Source organism: Variovorax sp. GW821-FHT10D07, assembly GCF_059415325.1.
Map to the genome: position 1 here is coordinate 578,318 of NZ_JBWKMZ010000002.1, position 14,937 is coordinate 593,254.

17 protein-coding genes are annotated in these 14,937 nt (G+C 68.0%); 12 read left to right on the top strand and 5 right to left on the bottom strand.

Annotation, left to right across the window (positions count from 1 at the left end):
* Positions 1-70 precede the first annotated feature (70 nt).
* Genes AC07PU_RS08025 through AC07PU_RS08040 form a run of 4 tightly spaced genes read left to right on the top strand, consistent with a single transcriptional unit; the run spans position 71 to position 3,841 of the window.
* Positions 71-571, top strand: coding sequence for a DUF2271 domain-containing protein (locus AC07PU_RS08025; RefSeq protein WP_495317254.1), 501 nt, complete (start codon positions 71-73; stop codon positions 569-571).
* A gap of 47 nt (positions 572-618) precedes the next feature.
* Positions 619-1,428, top strand: coding sequence for a DUF4198 domain-containing protein (locus AC07PU_RS08030; RefSeq protein ID WP_495316633.1), 810 nt, complete (start codon positions 619-621; stop codon positions 1,426-1,428).
* Between the two features lie 26 nt (positions 1,429-1,454).
* Positions 1,455-2,483 carry an FAD:protein FMN transferase gene (locus tag AC07PU_RS08035; RefSeq protein WP_495316634.1) on the top strand — a complete coding sequence of 343 codons (1,029 nt, stop codon included), beginning with the start codon at positions 1,455-1,457 and terminating at the stop codon, positions 2,481-2,483.
* Positions 2,480-3,841: a sulfite reductase subunit alpha gene (locus tag AC07PU_RS08040; RefSeq protein WP_495316635.1), complete on the top strand. Its 1,362-nt coding sequence runs from the start codon at positions 2,480-2,482 to the stop codon at positions 3,839-3,841. The genes AC07PU_RS08035 and AC07PU_RS08040 overlap by 4 nt, the downstream gene beginning before the upstream one ends.
* Before the next feature lie 141 nt (positions 3,842-3,982).
* Here the strand turns inward: AC07PU_RS08040 and AC07PU_RS08045 are convergent, their stop codons facing one another.
* A complete protein-coding gene (locus AC07PU_RS08045; protein WP_490876701.1) occupies positions 3,983-4,144 on the bottom strand; it encodes a hypothetical protein in 162 nt (53 codons plus the stop codon).
* On the opposite strand from AC07PU_RS08045, the gene AC07PU_RS08050 reads away from it, so the two are divergent.
* The 7 genes from AC07PU_RS08050 (at position 4,143) to hemP (ending at position 9,919) form a co-directional block, all read left to right on the top strand.
* Positions 4,143-6,461 (top strand): catecholate siderophore receptor Fiu, encoded by a 2,319-nt coding sequence (locus AC07PU_RS08050; RefSeq protein ID WP_398499227.1) that lies wholly within the window; start codon positions 4,143-4,145, stop codon positions 6,459-6,461. The genes AC07PU_RS08045 and AC07PU_RS08050 overlap by 2 nt on opposite strands.
* A 106-nt stretch (positions 6,462-6,567) precedes the next feature.
* Entirely contained in the window at positions 6,568-7,248 is a 681-nt protein-coding gene (locus AC07PU_RS08055; RefSeq protein ID WP_495316637.1) for a Fe2+-dependent dioxygenase, read from the top strand.
* A gap of 130 nt (positions 7,249-7,378) precedes the next feature.
* Positions 7,379-7,651, top strand: a complete 273-nt coding sequence (locus AC07PU_RS08060) for a (2Fe-2S)-binding protein (protein ID WP_082322199.1) — start codon at positions 7,379-7,381, stop codon at positions 7,649-7,651.
* A 108-nt stretch (positions 7,652-7,759) separates the two neighbouring features.
* Positions 7,760-8,467 carry a TonB family protein gene (locus tag AC07PU_RS08065; RefSeq protein ID WP_472922543.1) on the top strand — a complete coding sequence of 236 codons (708 nt, stop codon included), beginning with the start codon at positions 7,760-7,762 and terminating at the stop codon, positions 8,465-8,467.
* A gap of 11 nt (positions 8,468-8,478) precedes the next feature.
* The gene (locus AC07PU_RS08070; RefSeq protein WP_057590302.1) at positions 8,479-9,192 is read left to right on the top strand and encodes a MotA/TolQ/ExbB proton channel family protein; all 714 of its coding nucleotides are present in this window, start codon (positions 8,479-8,481) and stop codon (positions 9,190-9,192) included.
* 5 nt (positions 9,193-9,197) lie between these two features.
* Entirely contained in the window at positions 9,198-9,611 is a 414-nt protein-coding gene (locus AC07PU_RS08075) for an ExbD/TolR family protein (RefSeq protein WP_093343007.1), read from the top strand.
* A 95-nt stretch (positions 9,612-9,706) separates the two neighbouring features.
* Positions 9,707-9,919, top strand: coding sequence for a hemin uptake protein HemP (gene hemP, locus AC07PU_RS08080; protein ID WP_093343008.1), 213 nt, complete (start codon positions 9,707-9,709; stop codon positions 9,917-9,919).
* A gap of 200 nt (positions 9,920-10,119) precedes the next feature.
* Here hemP and AC07PU_RS08085 read toward each other — a convergent pair whose 3' ends face one another.
* Entirely contained in the window at positions 10,120-10,527 is a 408-nt protein-coding gene (locus tag AC07PU_RS08085; RefSeq protein WP_093343471.1) for a GlcG/HbpS family heme-binding protein, read from the bottom strand.
* 180 nt (positions 10,528-10,707) lie between these two features.
* Between AC07PU_RS08085 and AC07PU_RS08090 the strand changes: the two genes are divergently transcribed.
* A complete protein-coding gene (locus tag AC07PU_RS08090; protein WP_093343010.1) occupies positions 10,708-11,409 on the top strand; it encodes a Bax inhibitor-1/YccA family protein in 702 nt (233 codons plus the stop codon).
* Positions 11,410-11,501: 92 nt separating this feature from the next.
* Here AC07PU_RS08090 and rlmD read toward each other — a convergent pair whose 3' ends face one another.
* From rlmD to AC07PU_RS08105, 3 genes are read right to left on the bottom strand one after another with little or no spacing between them, the layout of a single operon-like run.
* Positions 11,502-12,950 (bottom strand): 23S rRNA (uracil(1939)-C(5))-methyltransferase RlmD, encoded by a 1,449-nt coding sequence (gene rlmD, locus AC07PU_RS08095; protein WP_495316641.1) that lies wholly within the window; start codon positions 12,948-12,950, stop codon positions 11,502-11,504.
* Between the two features lie 51 nt (positions 12,951-13,001).
* Complete coding sequence (locus AC07PU_RS08100; RefSeq protein WP_495316642.1) at positions 13,002-14,015, bottom strand: sigma-70 family RNA polymerase sigma factor; 1,014 nt, start codon at positions 14,013-14,015, stop codon at positions 13,002-13,004.
* Between the two features lie 4 nt (positions 14,016-14,019).
* On the bottom strand, positions 14,020-14,934 hold the full coding sequence (locus tag AC07PU_RS08105; protein ID WP_495316644.1) for a peptidoglycan DD-metalloendopeptidase family protein: 915 nt from the start codon (positions 14,932-14,934) through the stop codon (positions 14,020-14,022).
* Positions 14,935-14,937: the final 3 nt, after the last annotated feature.

Genomic DNA, 14,937 nt, shown 5'->3' on the forward strand with positions numbered 1-14,937 from the left:
CTTTGGTTTCGTCCGTTTCGTGAAAGAGGTTTCTCTCGTGCACATCCGCTACTCGCTCGCACCGCTCGCCATGTCGGCGCTCTTCGCCGCCCCGGCCTTCTCGGCCAGCCTCGGCGTCAACATCGAGGTGCCGCGCCTCAATGTCTCGGAGTACCACCGCCCCTATATCGCGACCTGGATCGAGCGCGCCGACAACACCGTGGCCGGCACGCTGGCGGTCTGGTACGACGTGCGCACCAAGACCAACAACCCCGAGGGCGAAGGCACCAAGTGGCTCAAGGACATGCGCCAGTGGTGGCGCCGCGGCGGCCGCGACCTGTCGGTGCCGATCGACGGCGTGACCGGCGCGACCAAGCCCGCGGGCAAGCACCAGCTGAACTTCAGCGACGGCAGCGCGCCGATGCCGAAACTGGCGCCGGGCAGCTACAAGCTGGTGGTGGAAGCCGCGCGCGAAGTCGGCGGCCGCGAGGTCGTGAGCATCCCCTTCCAGTGGCCGCCGACCAGCGCCTCGCAGCCGAGTGCTTCGGGCAAGGAAGAACTGGGCGAGATCAAGCTCGAGCTCAAGCCCTGACCGCCGCACCGCCCCGCACCTTTGCAGCCCCATCTCAAGGAATCGCCATGAACACCCTCCGCCTGCGCGCCGCCGCCATTGCCGCCGCCTTCGTCGCCATCGCCCCGCTGTCCCACGCGCACAACGCCTGGCTGCTGCCCTCGGGCACCGTGTTCTCGAAGGCCGACACGGTCAGCGTCGATGCCGCGGTGTCGAACGACCTGTTCGTCGCCAACCATGCGCCGCTGCGCCTCGAGGGCCTGCAGATCACCGCGCCCGACGGCAGCGTCATCAAGCCCGAGAGCGAAGCCAAGCTCAAGCAGCGCAACGTGTTCGACGTGCCGGTCGCGCAGCCCGGCACCTACCGCATCGCCGTGATCAACGGTGGCGCCTTCGCGAGCTGGAAGGACAAGGCCACCGGCCAGAACAAGCGCGCGCGCGGCACGCCCGAAACCATCGCCAAGGAAATCCCGGCCGACGCGCAGGACGTGACCATCACCCAGTCGGCGGGCCGCATCGAGACCTTCGTCACCGTCGGCAAGCCCTCGGCGCTGAAGCCGATCGGCCAGGGCCTGGAGCTGATCGCCAGCGGCAGCCCGACCGACCTCGTGAAGGGCGAGAAGGCCAGCTTCACGCTGCAGCTCGACGGCCAGCCCGCCAAGGACCTCGAAGTGACGGTGACCGCGGGCAACACGCAGTACCGCGACAAGCTCGAGGAGCTCAAGGTCAAGACCGACGACAAGGGCCAGTTCAGCGTGACCTGGCCGAGTGCCGGCATGTACTGGCTCGACGTGTCCACGCGCGACAACAAGACCACCGTGCCGAACGCCAAGGAGCGCCGCCTGAGCTATGCGGCCACGCTCGAAGTGATGCCCTGACCCCGAGCGACGTTTCGCGCACCGCCTTGGGCATTTCGTTCGCCTCCCGCAGTTCCTGGCACGGCGGCTACGCCGACGCGGTCGTGCCGCGCCTTGCCGATCCGGCCCGCCTGCACCAGCTGGCCGGCCGGACCATGGGCACGACCTGGTCGCTGCGCTTCGACAACCCCGACATGCGGCCGCTCGCCACGGTGCGCGAGGCGGTCGAGTCGGCACTCGCCCGCGTGATCGCGCAGATGAGCCACTGGGAGGCCGACGCCGAGATCTCGCGCTTCAACCGCGCGCCGGCGGGCACGCGGCACACGCTGTCGGCCGAGTTCGCGCGCGTGATGGCCTGCGCGCTGCAATGGGCCGAGGACAGCGGCGGCGCGATCGATCCGACGGTCGGCGCACTGGTCGCCAGTTGGGGTTTCGGCCCCGATGCAAACGATGGCCCCATCGACACGGACGCCCTTGAAGCGGCACGCGAGCGCACGGGCTGGCGAAAGCTCGCCTTCGACATGGCCGATGACGCAACGGCCACGCTGACCCAGCCTGGCGGCTTCGCGCTCGATCTGTCGGGCATCGCCAAGGGCTTCGCGGTCGATCACGGCGTCGAGGCCCTGCAGGCACTGGGCCTCGAGGATTTCCTGTTCGAGATCGGTGGCGAGCTGCGCGGCGTGGGCCGCCGTCCCGGCGGACAGCCATGGCGCGTGCAGGTCGACGGCGAACTGCCCGCGCCGGTGCACGTGGCGCTCGACGGCCTCGCGATCGCCACCTCCGGCGACCGCTGGCACCAGCGCGAGCACGCAGGCCGCCGCTGGTCGCACACCATCGATCCGCGCAGCGGCGAGCCCGTGCCCGCCGGGCTCGCGAGCGTCACGGTGCTGCATGCGCAATGCATGCACGCCGACGCGCTGGCCACGGTGCTGACGGTGCTCGGGCCCGAGGAAGGCTTCGCCTTCGCCGAGGCGCGTGGCATCGCGGCGCTGTTCGTCGCGCATGCGGCGGACGGCGACGGACCGCCGAGCCTGCATGCGACCTCGGCCTGGACCGAACGGACTGCTTCCGCATGAACGACACGCTGCTGCGCGCGCTGGTCGCGGGCTCCACCGTGGCCGCTTACGGCGCGATGTGCCTGGCGATCTACACGCGCGAACGCCGCGCCGTCGCGGCCACCGCGCGCGCCGCGCAGGCACTGGCGGGCGATGGCACGGTGCCTTCGACGCTGGTGCTGTTCGCCAGCCAGACCGGGCAGGCCGAGGCCATCGCCTGGCAGACCGCGCGCCGCCTGCGTGCGGCCGGCACGCCCGTGCGCGTGATGGAACTCAATGCGCTCGATGCCGCCACCCTGTGCGACGCGCGGCAGGCGCTGTTCGTGGCCAGCACCTATGGCGAAGGCGATGCGCCCGATAGCGCCAGCCTGTTCGCCGAAAAGGCGATGGCCGAGCAGCCCGATCTGTCCGCGCTGCGCTATGCGGTGCTGGCCCTGGGCGACCGCCAGTACGCGAACTTCTGCGGCTTCGGGCGCCAGCTCGACGACTGGCTGCAAGGCCGGGGCGCGACACCCTCCTTCGCGCGCGTCGAGGTCGACAACGGTGATCCCGAAGCGCTGGCCACATGGCATGCCCAGTGGGGAGATGGCGAAGTCGCGCACGCCGAGGAAGAAAGCGGCGCCTTCGTTCCGTGGCGTCTCATGCATCGCAGCCTGCTCAATCCCGGCAGCGCGGGCGCACCGGTCTTCCTGCTCGGCCTGGTGCCGCAGGCCGGCGCGATGCCGGCCTGGGACTCGGGCGACCTGGTGCAGATGGCGGTCGCGAGCGATCCCACGCGACCGCGCGACTACTCGATCGCCTCGCTGTCCGCCGACGGCGAACTGCAGCTGCTGGTGCGGCAGGAGCAGCACCCCGACGGCTCGCTGGGCACGGCCTCGGGCCATCTGACCTCGACGCTGGCCATCGGCGACACGGTGGCGCTGCGCCTGCGCGCGCACCGCGGCTTCCGCCTCGAGGGCAATGCTTCGCGCCCGCTGATCCTGATCGGCAACGGCACCGGCCTCGCCGGCCTGCGCGCCCATCTGCGCGCGCGCGTCGCGGCGGGCCGGCACGAGAACTGGCTGGTGTTCGGCGAACGCCACGCGGCGCACGACTTCCTCTGCCGCGACGAGATCGAGGCCTGGCAGCGCGAAGGCGCGCTGACGAAACTCGACATGGTGTTCTCGCGCGACCAGGCCGAGCGGCTCTACGTGCAGCACCGGCTGCTGCAGCGCGCCGATGCGCTGCGCGAATGGCTCGCGCGGGGCGCGGCCGTGTACGTGTGCGGCAGCCTGCAAGGGATGGCCGCGGGCGTGGATGCGGCGCTGCGGCAGGTCGCGGGCGAGGCGCTGTGGGCCGAGCTGGTCGGCTCAGGGCGCTACAGGCGCGACGTGTACTGAGCCACGCGAGGTCCACCGGCCTCCGTGGAGGCCTGACAGCACGCCTACCAGCGACTCCGCGCTGTCAACAATTCCCCCAGAATTAGAGTTGCTTCAGTGCAACAAAGTATCTACTTTACAAAGCGCCTGCCGGCAAAAGTACTAAGCCCCGTATTGATAAACATTATCATTTGATACGGTTTTTACCTTTGCCCTTCCGCAGGTCAACTCACCCAGCCAGCCCCCGGTGCCTCCTCGGCACGCGCGCAGGGCATCGCCAGTCGAGTTCTCAGGGCCGTTTTTTCCTTCTTCGAGAACCTTCATGGCCAACTCCTATATCAAGAGCCGGAAGCACGCTGTCGCGCGCGCCGTTCCCCAGGTCTCGGGCGCCGCAGCCGCCACGCTGATCGCCCTCTCCGCCCCCGCCATCGCCCAGCAGCAGCCCTCGCGCGTGCTGCCCGAGATCCGCGTCGAGGGCTCGGTCGCCGCCGACTTCAAGGCCGACACCTCGGCCAATCCCAAGTTCACGGCACCTCTGGTGAACACGCCGCAGACCGTGCAGGTGATCAAGGAACAGGTGCTGCGCGACCAGGGCGCCACCACGCTGACCGAAGCGCTGCGCAACACCCCCGGCGTGGGCACCTTCTTCCTCGGGGAGAACGGCAACACCAACACGGGCGACGCGGTGTTCATGCGCGGCTTCGACAGCTCGAGCGCGATCTTCGTCGACGGCATCCGCGACGTCGGCTCGATCTCGCGCGACACCTTCAACATCGACCAGGTCGAAGTCGTGAAGGGCCCCTCGGGCACCGACGTGGGCCGCACCTCGCCCACCGGCTACATCAACCTCGTGACCAAGAAGCCCAAGCTCGACGACAGCTTCACGGGCTCGCTGGGCTTCGGCAGCGCCGACTTCAAGCGCGGCAGCATCGACTGGAACAAATCGCTCAGCGGCGAGAACGGCATCGGTGCGGCCTTCCGCCTGAACGCCGTGGCCGAGGACGCCGGCGTGGCCGGCCGCGATTTCGTGAAGAACAAGCGCTGGGCGATCGCACCCTCGCTGGCCCTGGGCCTGAACAGCCCGACGCGCTTCTACTTCGATCTGGTGCACGTCAAGCAGAACAACATCCCCGACGGCGGCGTGCCCACCATCGGCCTGCCAGGCTACTCGACGCCCGATCCGAAGCGCGGCTACCTGAGCTACGCCGCGCCGGTGCGCTCGAAGAACTTCTACGGCACCAGCGCGGACTTCGACAACGTCACGACCGACATGTTCACCGCGCGCGTCGAGCACGACCTGACGCCGGACATCACGATCCGCAACACGACGCGCTATGCCAAGACGCAGCAGGACTACCTGCTGACCTCCTTCATGGGCAGCACGGCCAACCTGCTGACGCCCAATCAGTTCCTCCCCCTCGGCTGGACCGTGGCGCGCAGCTCGCCCACCAACAAGGACCAGGAAAACACGATCTTCACGAACCAGACGAACGTGAGCGCGAAGTTCAACACCGGCAGCGTGGGCCACACGCTCAATGCCGGCGTCGAGCTGATCCGCGAGAAGCAGGACTCGAACGGCTACTACGGCCAGAACGTCAAGGTCTTCAACGTGCCCGGCTTCACCAACAGCGGTGCCTGGCCAGCGGCCAACGTGTACGCACCGAACCCCTATGTGTTCGGCGGCTACAACCGCATCCAGAACGGCACCACCACCTCGGGCGAGACCACCACCGTCGGCGCCTACGTGTTCGACACGGTCAAGTTCAACGAGCAGTGGATGCTGACCGGCGGCCTGCGCTACGACCACTACTCGACCAAGTTCGACTCGACGGCACTGAACGCCACCACCGGCGCGCTGACCCCGACCAACCTCAAGCTGTCGGACAGCCTGTGGTCGGGCAAGATCGGCCTGGTCTACAAGCCGACCGAGAACGGCAGCGTCTATGCGGCCTACGGCACGGCGGCACAGCCTCCGGGCGGCGCCAACTTCCAGCTGGCCGCGGGCGGCACCGGCAACAGCGCCGCGCGCACCGACTTCCTGCCGCAGAAGGCCAAGACCTACGAACTCGGCACCAAGTGGGACGTGCTCAACAAGCACGTGGCGCTGACGGCCGCGCTCTACCGCACCGACGTCAGCAACGAGGTGGTGCAAGACTCGATCTCGCAGCAGTACTACCAGACCGGCAAGAAGCGCGTGCAGGGCATCGAACTCGGCGTGTCGGGTGCGATCACCGACAACTGGGGCGTGACCACCGGCTTCACGACGATGAACACCCGCGTGCTCAGCGGCCCCTCGGTGCTGGCCGACGGCTCGACCTCGCTGGCCTACACCCCGAAGCGCGCCTTCACGCTGTGGACCACCTACCAGCTTCCGTTCGGCCTGACGATCGGCGGCGGCGCGCGCTACAACGGCAAGCTCTACCGCGGCACGGACGGCGCGGTCGGCACGCCGGCCTACGTCGAGTCGTACTGGGTGGTCGACGCCATGGCGTCCTACCGGATCAACAAGAACGTCGATCTGCAGCTGAACGTCTACAACCTGTTCGACAAGGACTACGTGGCGGCCATCAACAAGTCGGGCTACCGCTACACGCCGGGCACGCCGCGCTCGTTCAAGGTCACCGCGAACTTCGCGTTCTGATCGTTCGCCACGGCGCGCCACCGGCCAGGGCCGGTGCGCCGCGCCGCGGTGCGACACTCGAGCCCCGGCCCGCGCCGGGGCTTTTTTCCTTCCGGAGTTCCCGAAGATGATGCTGCATGTGCCCGAAGTGCTGAGCCCGGACCAGGTGCGCAGGATGCGCGCCACGCTCGATGCCACCCAGTGGGTCGACGGGCGCGAGACCGTCGGCGACCAGGGCGCGCAGGTCAAGCGCAACCGGCAGCTGTCCGAGCATTCGCCGGTCGGGCGCGAGCTCGCCAAGACCGTGCTGGCCGCGCTGGCGCGCAATCCGCTGTTCTTTTCGGCCGCCCTGCCCGCGCGCTTCGTGCCGCCGCTGTTCAACCGCTACGAGGGCGGCGAGCACTACGGCCTGCACGTCGATGGCGCGGTGCGCGCCGTGCCCGGCAGCGAGCAGCCGCTGCGCACCGACCTGTCGTGCACCCTGTTTCTCTGCGACCCCAACGACTACGACGGCGGCGAGCTCGAGGTGGTCGACACCTACGGTTCGCACGAAGTCAAGCTGCCGGCCGGCGACCTGATCCTGTATCCGTCGAGCAGCCTGCACCGGGTGCATCCGGTGACCCGGGGCGCGCGCGTGTGCGCCTTCTTCTGGGCCCAGAGCATGGTGCGCAACGACCAGCAGCGCGCGATGCTGTTCGAACTCGACCAGAACATCCAGAAACTGCGCGCCCGGCTGGGCGAATCCGAGGAAACCGTGGCCCTGACCGGCCACTATCACAACCTGCTTCGGCTCTGGTCGGAGATATAGCCGGACCACCCCTCATAGCGAATAGCTGTCGCGCCGGGCGCTGACGAATACGATAGTTATTGCAAATGCGAGGGATTCTTATTTATAATCGCTACATCCAACAGCCAGCCAAACTGCCGCTTTCACAGCCATGATCGTTTGCATTTGCCGCCGAGTCTCCGACCGCGAAATCGCACGCCATGTGCGCGCGGGGATGACCTTCGACGAAGTGCAATTCGAGCTCGGCGTGGCCACCCAGTGTGGCCAATGTGAAGGATGTGCGCGCGATATCGTCGCGCAGTGCAGCGCTTCGCACCCGGTCGCGGCCCTGCACTGCGAATCGGAACCGAAGTCGATCCAGCTTGCCAACTCCATCAAGGAAAGCAAAGCATGGAACTCGTCTCTGCACTCGGCGGCAGCCTGATCCTGGTGGCGGGCTCCGTCTGGTGGATCCTTCGTAAATAGAAGTAGACGTCGTCGTAGCGGTTTTGCTGCAATCGGGGCACGTACCCACGTGCTCGCACTCGAATGGTTGATCGTGTCTGACCGCTTTGCCCCCCCTCCCTCCGTTTTCGGCCTCTCGCGCAACGCTGCCATCGCTGGCGGCGTGATCGTCTTCCACGCCGCCGCGCTCTGGGCGCTGCAGAGCGGCCTGCTCCGCCGGGCCGCCGAAGTGGTGATCCCGGTCGAGATCATGAGCCAGTTCGTCGAGCCGCCGAAGCCCACGCCTCCCCCGCCGCCTCCCCCACCGCCGCCGCCCCAGCCGCGCGTGAAGGCGCCGCCGCCGCCCCGGCCGCAGGCCATCCGCGAGCCCAAGCCCACGCCGGCGCCGCAAGCCCCCGTGGGCGATCCGGAACCACCGCCGCCGGCACCGACACCGCCCTCGCCGCCGCCCGCGCCTCCCGCGCCGCCGGCTCCTCCGCCGGCGCCGCCCGCACCGCCCAAGGTGGTCGAAGTGACGGCCGCGCAGGCGCAGTGGCTGCGTCCTCCGGCCCCGGTCTATCCGCAGTTGAGTTCGCGGCTCGGCGAGGCCGGCACGGTGACCATTGCCGTGTACTTCAACCGCAGCGGCCTCGTGCGCCGTGCCGAAATCCTCAAGTCCAGCGGCTACGACCGCCTCGACCGCGCGGCCCGCGATGCGGTGCTGAAGTCGTCCGTGACCGTGAGCAACTATCCGAACGCGAGCGACGAGACCCTCTTCATGCTGCCCGCGCCCATCGTTTTCAACCAACCTAAGTAACTGAGACCCCTATGGATTCCCAATTTGGCTTGATGAATGTCTGGCACCAAGGCGACTTCGTCACCAAGGCCGTCGCGGTGCTGTTGATCGCCATGTCGCTCGCGTCGTGGATCGTGATCATCGTCAAGGCGCTCGACGTCATCCGCTACAAGCGTCTCGCCAAGCAGTCGCAGGACTTCTGGCACAGCGAGGATTTCGCCACCGCGCTCAACAAGCTCGGCAAGGACGACAGCAATCCCTTCCGCGCCCTGGCGCTCGAGGGCCGCGAGGCCGCCGCGCATCACCGCAACACCAAGGCGCACCTGCATGACGCGCTCGACGTCAGCGACTGGATCACGCGTTCGCTGCGCAACGGCATCGACGCCTTCACCGCGCGCCTGCAGACCGGCCTGGCCGTGCTGGCGTCGGTCGGTTCGACCGCCCCCTTCATCGGCCTGTTCGGTACCGTCTGGGGCATCTACCACGCGCTGATGAGCATCGGCTCGGCCGGCCAGGCCACGATCGACAAGGTCGCGGGCCCGATCGGCGAAGCGCTGATCATGACGGCCCTGGGCCTCGCGGTCGCCATCCCCGCCGTGCTCGGCTACAACGCCCTGGTGCGCGGCAACAAGTTCGTGCTGACCAAGCTCAACGCCTTCGCACACGACCTGCACGCCTACTTCGTGACCGGTGCCCGCGTCCAGAGCGGTGCCGAATCGATCGTGGTTCCGCTCAAGAAGGGCTGAGCATCATGGCTTTCGGAACCCAAGACGAACCTGATGAGGTGATGAACGAGATCAACATGACGCCGCTGGTCGACGTCATGCTGGTGCTCCTGATCATCTTCATCATCACCGTGCCGGTGATGAAGCACGCGGTGAACATCGACCTGCCGCGCGCCACCAGCGAACCCGAGCAGCCGAAGCCCGAGAACATCCTGTTCAGCGTGACGGCCGAGGGCGACTACTACTGGAACGACCAGAAGATCTCCGACAGCGAGCTGCCCACCCGCCTCGCCGCCGAGGCCGCCAAGGAGCCGCAGCCGGAGCTGCACATCCGCGGCGACAAGGCGGTGCGCTACGAGCGCGTGGCCAAGGCGATGTCGGAGGCGCGCGAGGCCGGCGTGCGCAAGATCGGTTTCATCACCGAGCCCGACGCGAAATAACTGCCCCGCGGGTCACAAAATTTTTCATCGCAGCGATTGACTTCTTGTTGAGAATTATTATCATTCAACCATCGCTTCGATAAGAGGAATTCGAGATGCCAGCCACCACCAACGCCTTTGCTGTTCTGAGCCACCCTTCGCTCGATCAATCGGGCGGCGGTCACGCCACCATCCAGGCTCAACGACCGGTTCCGATGGTCGAGAGCACCGAACTGCTCAAGGGCAGCAAGACCGTCGGCATCATGCACAACGGCTCGCTGTACCGCCTGCAGGCCACCAAACTGGGCAAGCTGATCCTGACCAAGTAGGTCCCGGTCAGCCCGCCCCTCGCGCAAGTTTCATCGTGGGGCGACTCCAGGAGATTCATTTCTCCGAAGGGTCGTTTTTTGCTAGCCAACGGTTCGCCGACTAGCCAAGCTTTTTTTCACGCTGAACGTCCAATGCAAAACGCCGACTCTCGAGTCGGCGTTTTCGTTCGTGCAGGGCGCCGAGGCGCCCGTGCGGCAGCTCAGAGACCGAGAGCCGCGATACCGGCCTTGGCGACCTGCGCATCCTCGTTCGACTTCACGCCGCTCACGCCCACGGCACCGATCACGTGGCCGTCCTTCACGATCGGCACGCCGCCTTCGAGCAGGCCGTGCACCAGCGGTGCCGTCAGGAAAGCGGTGCGGCCGCCGTTGATGATGTCCTCGTAGACCTTGCTCTCGCGGCGGCCCAGGGCGGCCGTGTGGGCCTTGGCCGGTGCGATGTGCGAGGACAGCGCGGCCGCGCCGTCGAGGCGCTGCAGCCACAGCAGGTTGCCCGCATCGTCGGCGATGGCGATCGTCACGGCCCAGTTGTTCTTGAGTGCCTCGGCTTCGGCGGCGGCGGCGATCAGCTTGACATCGGCGAGTTCAAGGAATGATTTGGTTTGCATGATGGTGATCAAAGTCTTGTTGCGTCGAACCCCAGAGCATACCGGCCCGCCGTGCGGCCTCCCCCTGTCGGACGGCGCGCCGTCTAAGGAACACCCCCCATACGGTCTTTGCGGGCCACGCTCTTGCAGACTTCTAGAATGCGCCCAACTGCTACGGCAGCAACCACAGGAGCTTCGGCCATGAACGACCGCGTTACAACCCTCGACACTTCCACCGGCTACGGCCAGGTGCTGCCGCAGGCTGACCGCCAACGCGTGCTGCGCAACACCTACTGGCTGCTGGCGCTGAGCCTTCTTCCCACCGTGCTGGGCGCCTGGCTGGGCGTGCAGACCGGCATCACCCGTTCGCTGACCGGCGGCCTCGGACTCATCGTCTTCCTCGGCGGTGCCTTCGGCTTCATGTTCGCGATCGAGAAGACCAAGAACTCGGCCGCCGGCGTGCCGGTGCTGCTGGCCTTCACCTTCTTCATGGGCCTGATGCTCTCGCGCCTGATCTCGATGGTGCTGGGCTTCAAGAACGGTCCCGAACTGATCATGACGGCCTTCGGCGGCACCGCCGGCGTGTTCTTCGTGATGGCCTCGCTGGCCACCGTGATCAAGCGCGACCTGTCGGGCATGGGCAAGTGGCTCTTCGTCGGCGCGATGGTGCTGATGGTCGGCGCGGTCATCAACGTGTTCGTCGGCTCGACCGCCGGCATGTTCGCGATCTCGGTCGCCGCCATCGGCATCTTCTCGGCCTACATGCTCTATGACCTGAAGCAGATCATCGACGGCGGCGAAACCAACTACATCAGCGCGACCCTTGCCCTGTACCTCGACCTGTTCAACGTGTTCCAGAGCCTGCTGGCGCTGCTGGGCCTCGCGGGCGGCGAACGCGACTAACGCTTCCTCTTTCGATGGCCTCGTAGGCCATCGATCGGTGAAAAAAGAAAGGGCCCTTCGGGGCCCTTTCTCATTGCGGCGTCAGGTCCGCCTCATTCGCGCTCGAACACCGCGATCGACTCCACGTGCGCCGTGTGCGGGAACATGTTGACCACGCCCGCGTGCGTGCAGCGATAGCCGGCCTGATGCACCAGCAAGCCGGCATCGCGGGCGAGCGTCGACGGATTGCAGCTCACATAGACGATGCGCTTGGGCGGCGTCCAGCCGCCGGTGCGCAGCTCAGGTTGCTGGTGCAGGTCGGCCATCGCCTTGGCCAGCGCGAAGGCGCCCTCGCGCGGCGGATCGACCAGCCACTTGTCGGCCTGCCCGTCGGCGACCAGCATCTCGGGCGTCATCTCGAACAGGTTGCGCGCCACGAACGACGCCGGCGACAGCGCGCGCCGCGCGGATGTCGCGGGCTGGTTCTTGCGGAAGTTCTCGGTGGCCCGCGCCACCAGCGTGTCGCTGCCCTCGATGCCCAGCACCTCGCGCGCGCGGCTCGCCAGCGGCAGCGTGAAGTTGCCGAGGCCGCAGAACCAGTCGATCACGCGCTCGTCGGACTGCACGTCGAGCAGCCGCAGCGCCTTGCCCACGAGCGCGCGGTTGATGTGGGGGTTGACCTGCGTGAAGTCGGTGGGCCGGAACGGCATCGTCACGCCGAACTCGGGCAGCCCGTAGGCCAGCGGTGTGCCGCCCTCCTCCAGCAGCCGCACCGTGTCGGGCCCCTTGGGCTGCAGCCACCATTGCACCTGCTCGTTCTTCGCGGCGAAGGCCTTGAGGCGACCGATGTCCGCAGCCGACAGCGGCTCGAGATGCCGCAGCACCAGCGCGATGGTGCCGAGCGCCTGGGTGCCTGGCGCATCGCCGCAGGCCAGTTCGATCTGCGGGCAGGTATCGCGCGCGTCGAGCGAGGCGATCAGCGCGCGCAGCGGCATCAGCATCTGGCTCACCTGCTTGGGCAGCACGGGACAGACCTGCATGTCGGCCAGGTAGCGGCTCTTGCGCTCGTGAAAGCCGATCAGCACCGTGCCCTTCTTGACCACGTGGCGCACCGACAGCCGCGCGCGGTAGCGGTAGTGCCAGGCCGGGCCCTCGAGAGGACGCAGCAGGTTCTCGGGGCGGACCTTGCCGAGGTGCCAGAGGTTGTCCTCGAGCGCGCGCTGCTTCACCGCCACCTGCGCCGCGGCGTCGAGGTGCTGCATCTTGCAGCCGCCGCAGGCGCCCGTGTGCAGGCCGAAGTGCGGGCAGCCGGGCCGCACGCGCTGCGAGGACTCGCGCCGGATCTGCGTGACCGTGCCCTGCTCCCAGTTGTTCTTGCGGCGATGCACGTTGAGCTGCACCTCTTCGAAGGGCAGCGCACCCTCGATGAACACGACCATGCCGTCGGCCTTGTGCGCCACGCCCTGCGCGTCGAGGTCCAGCGATTCCACGTGCAGCCATTCGCCGCCGGCGTTCGTGGGGGTGTCCGTGGGGGATTTATCTTTCTTGATGGATTCCGTCATGCCCCGATTGTCTCAGCGTGGGAAGAGGCACTCGCGCGGAACCCGGCAGGGCTAGAACAAGGCGTCCCGACCCACGCCCGAACGCGCGAGCTGGCGCCGCATCTTCGCGAGCGCCTCGTTCTGGATCTGGCGCACGCGCTCGCGCGTCAGGCCCAGCCGCACGCTGAGCACCTCGAGCGTCTCGGGCTCGCGGTCGTGCAGGCCGTAGCGGCCTTCGAGCACCTCGCGCTCGCGCGCATCGAGCGCGGCCACCCAGCCGTCGAGCAGGCGTTCGACCTCGTGCGCCTGGGTCGCGCCCGTGGGATCGCTCTCCTCGCTGTCGGCTGCGACCGAGTCGGACAGCGCGTAGCTCTCTTCGCCATGCGACTCGCCCGCGTCGAGCGAGCGCGGCGCCTCGGCCAGCGCCAGCAGGTCGGCCACCGACTGCACGTCCGAGCCCAGCAGCGCCGCCACGTCTTCCACGCGCACGCCGTCGGGCCGGCGCGCCAGGAACTCGGGATCGCCCTCGAGCGTGCGGCGCGCGCGCAGCACCTGCTGCAGCTCGCGCACGATGTGCACCGGCAGGCGGATCGTGCGGGACTGGGTCATCAGCGCGCGCTCGACCGACTGGCGTATCCACCAGGTCGCATAGGTCGAGAAGCGGAAGCCGCGCTCGGGCTCGAACTTGGTGATCGCGTGCATCAGGCCGAGGTTGCCCTCCTCGATGAGGTCGGAGAACGGCACGCCGCGGTTGAGGTAGGCCTTGGCGATGTTGACCACGAGCCGCAGGTTGTGCTCGATCATGGACTGGCGCGCCGCGAAGTCGCCTGCCCGTGCGGCGCAGGCAGCCGCGTATTCCTGCTCGGGGGTGAAAAGCTCGGTGCGCCGGATGCGGCGCAGGTAGACGGTGAGCGCGTCGGCCGTGTCGTCGCCGGTGCGCGCGAGCGCTTCGGCGTTCGGCTCGGGCGCGATCAGGCCATCGGGGAACGAGACGGGCGGTGAGGCCTCACCGCCGGATACCGCTTCGGCCGTGCTGCCCGCCGACCGGCGCACGGGCAGCGTGCGACGGGGGCGGGAACCGGCCATGGCATCACCGGTTCGGGAGGTAGCGCGCCGGATCGACCGGCTTGCCCTGGCGACGGATCTCGAAGTGCAGCTTCACGCGATCGGCATCGCTGCTGCCCATCTCGGCGATCTTCTGGCCCTTCTGGACCGACTGGTCTTCCTTCACGAGCAGCGTCTGGTTGTGCGCGTAGGCCGTGAGGTAGGTGTTGTTGTGCTTCAGGATGATCAGGTTGCCGTAGCCGCGCAGGCCCGCACCCGCATACACCACGCGGCCGTCGGCGGCGGCCAGCACCGGGTCGCCGGCCTTGCCGCTGATGTCGAAGCCCTTGTTCTTGGCATCGTCGAAGCCCGCGATCAGCGAACCATGGGCGGGCCAGATCCAGCCGATGTCTTCATCGCCACCCGATGCAGCCGGGCTCGAGGGCGAAGCCGTGACCGGCGGCTTGGCGCCCGCAACAGCGGCACCGCTCGCGGCCGCGCCAGGCACGACCGCGGGCTGCGGCGTCACCGGCTTGGTGACGACGCCGTTCTCGTTCGGCGCCGACGGCGCGGCGGCCACGGTGGAACCCGGGCCCGAGGGCGGAATCACGCGCAGCACCTGCCCCACCTCGATCAGGTCGGGGTTGTCGAGGTTGTTCCAGCGAACGAGGTTCTGCCAGGTCTGGCCGGTGTCGTTGGCGATGCGGCGGATGGTGTCGCCGGGACGCACGGCGTAGTAGCCCGGCTTGCCGAAGTTCTCGATGCCGGCCAGCGGCTTGCCCGAGGCGTCGGTGGTGATGGTCGGACCGCCCGGAACGGGCGCGGCCGCGCCGGGGGCGCGGGTCATCGTGCCGCGGTCTTCGACCGGTGCCGGGCCCCGCGGCGTGGAACACCCCGCGATCACGAGCACGACGGCCAACGTGACGCCAGCGTACCAACTCCGATTGCCAAAACCCTGCATTTG

Bases quoted from the DNA above. Each gene is read 5' to 3' on its own strand.
- AC07PU_RS08025 (WP_495317254.1), top strand. From the start codon at position 71: ATGTCGGCGCTCTTCGCCGCCCCGGCCTTCTCGGCCAGCCTCGGCGTC.
- AC07PU_RS08030 (WP_495316633.1), top strand. From the start codon at position 619: ATGAACACCCTCCGCCTGCGCGCCGCCGCCATTGCCGCCGCCTTCGTC.
- AC07PU_RS08040 (WP_495316635.1), top strand. From the start codon at position 2,480: ATGAACGACACGCTGCTGCGCGCGCTGGTCGCGGGCTCCACCGTGGCC.
- AC07PU_RS08050 (WP_398499227.1), top strand. From the start codon at position 4,143: ATGGCCAACTCCTATATCAAGAGCCGGAAGCACGCTGTCGCGCGCGCC.
- AC07PU_RS08045 (WP_490876701.1), bottom strand. From the start codon at position 4,144: ATGAAGGTTCTCGAAGAAGGAAAAAACGGCCCTGAGAACTCGACTGGC.
- AC07PU_RS08055 (WP_495316637.1), top strand. From the start codon at position 6,568: ATGATGCTGCATGTGCCCGAAGTGCTGAGCCCGGACCAGGTGCGCAGG.
- AC07PU_RS08060 (WP_082322199.1), top strand. From the start codon at position 7,379: ATGATCGTTTGCATTTGCCGCCGAGTCTCCGACCGCGAAATCGCACGC.
- AC07PU_RS08070 (WP_057590302.1), top strand. From the start codon at position 8,479: ATGGATTCCCAATTTGGCTTGATGAATGTCTGGCACCAAGGCGACTTC.
- AC07PU_RS08075 (WP_093343007.1), top strand. From the start codon at position 9,198: ATGGCTTTCGGAACCCAAGACGAACCTGATGAGGTGATGAACGAGATC.
- hemP (WP_093343008.1), top strand. From the start codon at position 9,707: ATGCCAGCCACCACCAACGCCTTTGCTGTTCTGAGCCACCCTTCGCTC.
- AC07PU_RS08085 (WP_093343471.1), bottom strand. From the start codon at position 10,527: ATGCAAACCAAATCATTCCTTGAACTCGCCGATGTCAAGCTGATCGCC.
- AC07PU_RS08090 (WP_093343010.1), top strand. From the start codon at position 10,708: ATGAACGACCGCGTTACAACCCTCGACACTTCCACCGGCTACGGCCAG.
- rlmD (WP_495316641.1), bottom strand. From the start codon at position 12,950: ATGACGGAATCCATCAAGAAAGATAAATCCCCCACGGACACCCCCACG.
- AC07PU_RS08100 (WP_495316642.1), bottom strand. From the start codon at position 14,015: ATGGCCGGTTCCCGCCCCCGTCGCACGCTGCCCGTGCGCCGGTCGGCG.
- AC07PU_RS08105 (WP_495316644.1), bottom strand. From the start codon at position 14,934: ATGCAGGGTTTTGGCAATCGGAGTTGGTACGCTGGCGTCACGTTGGCC.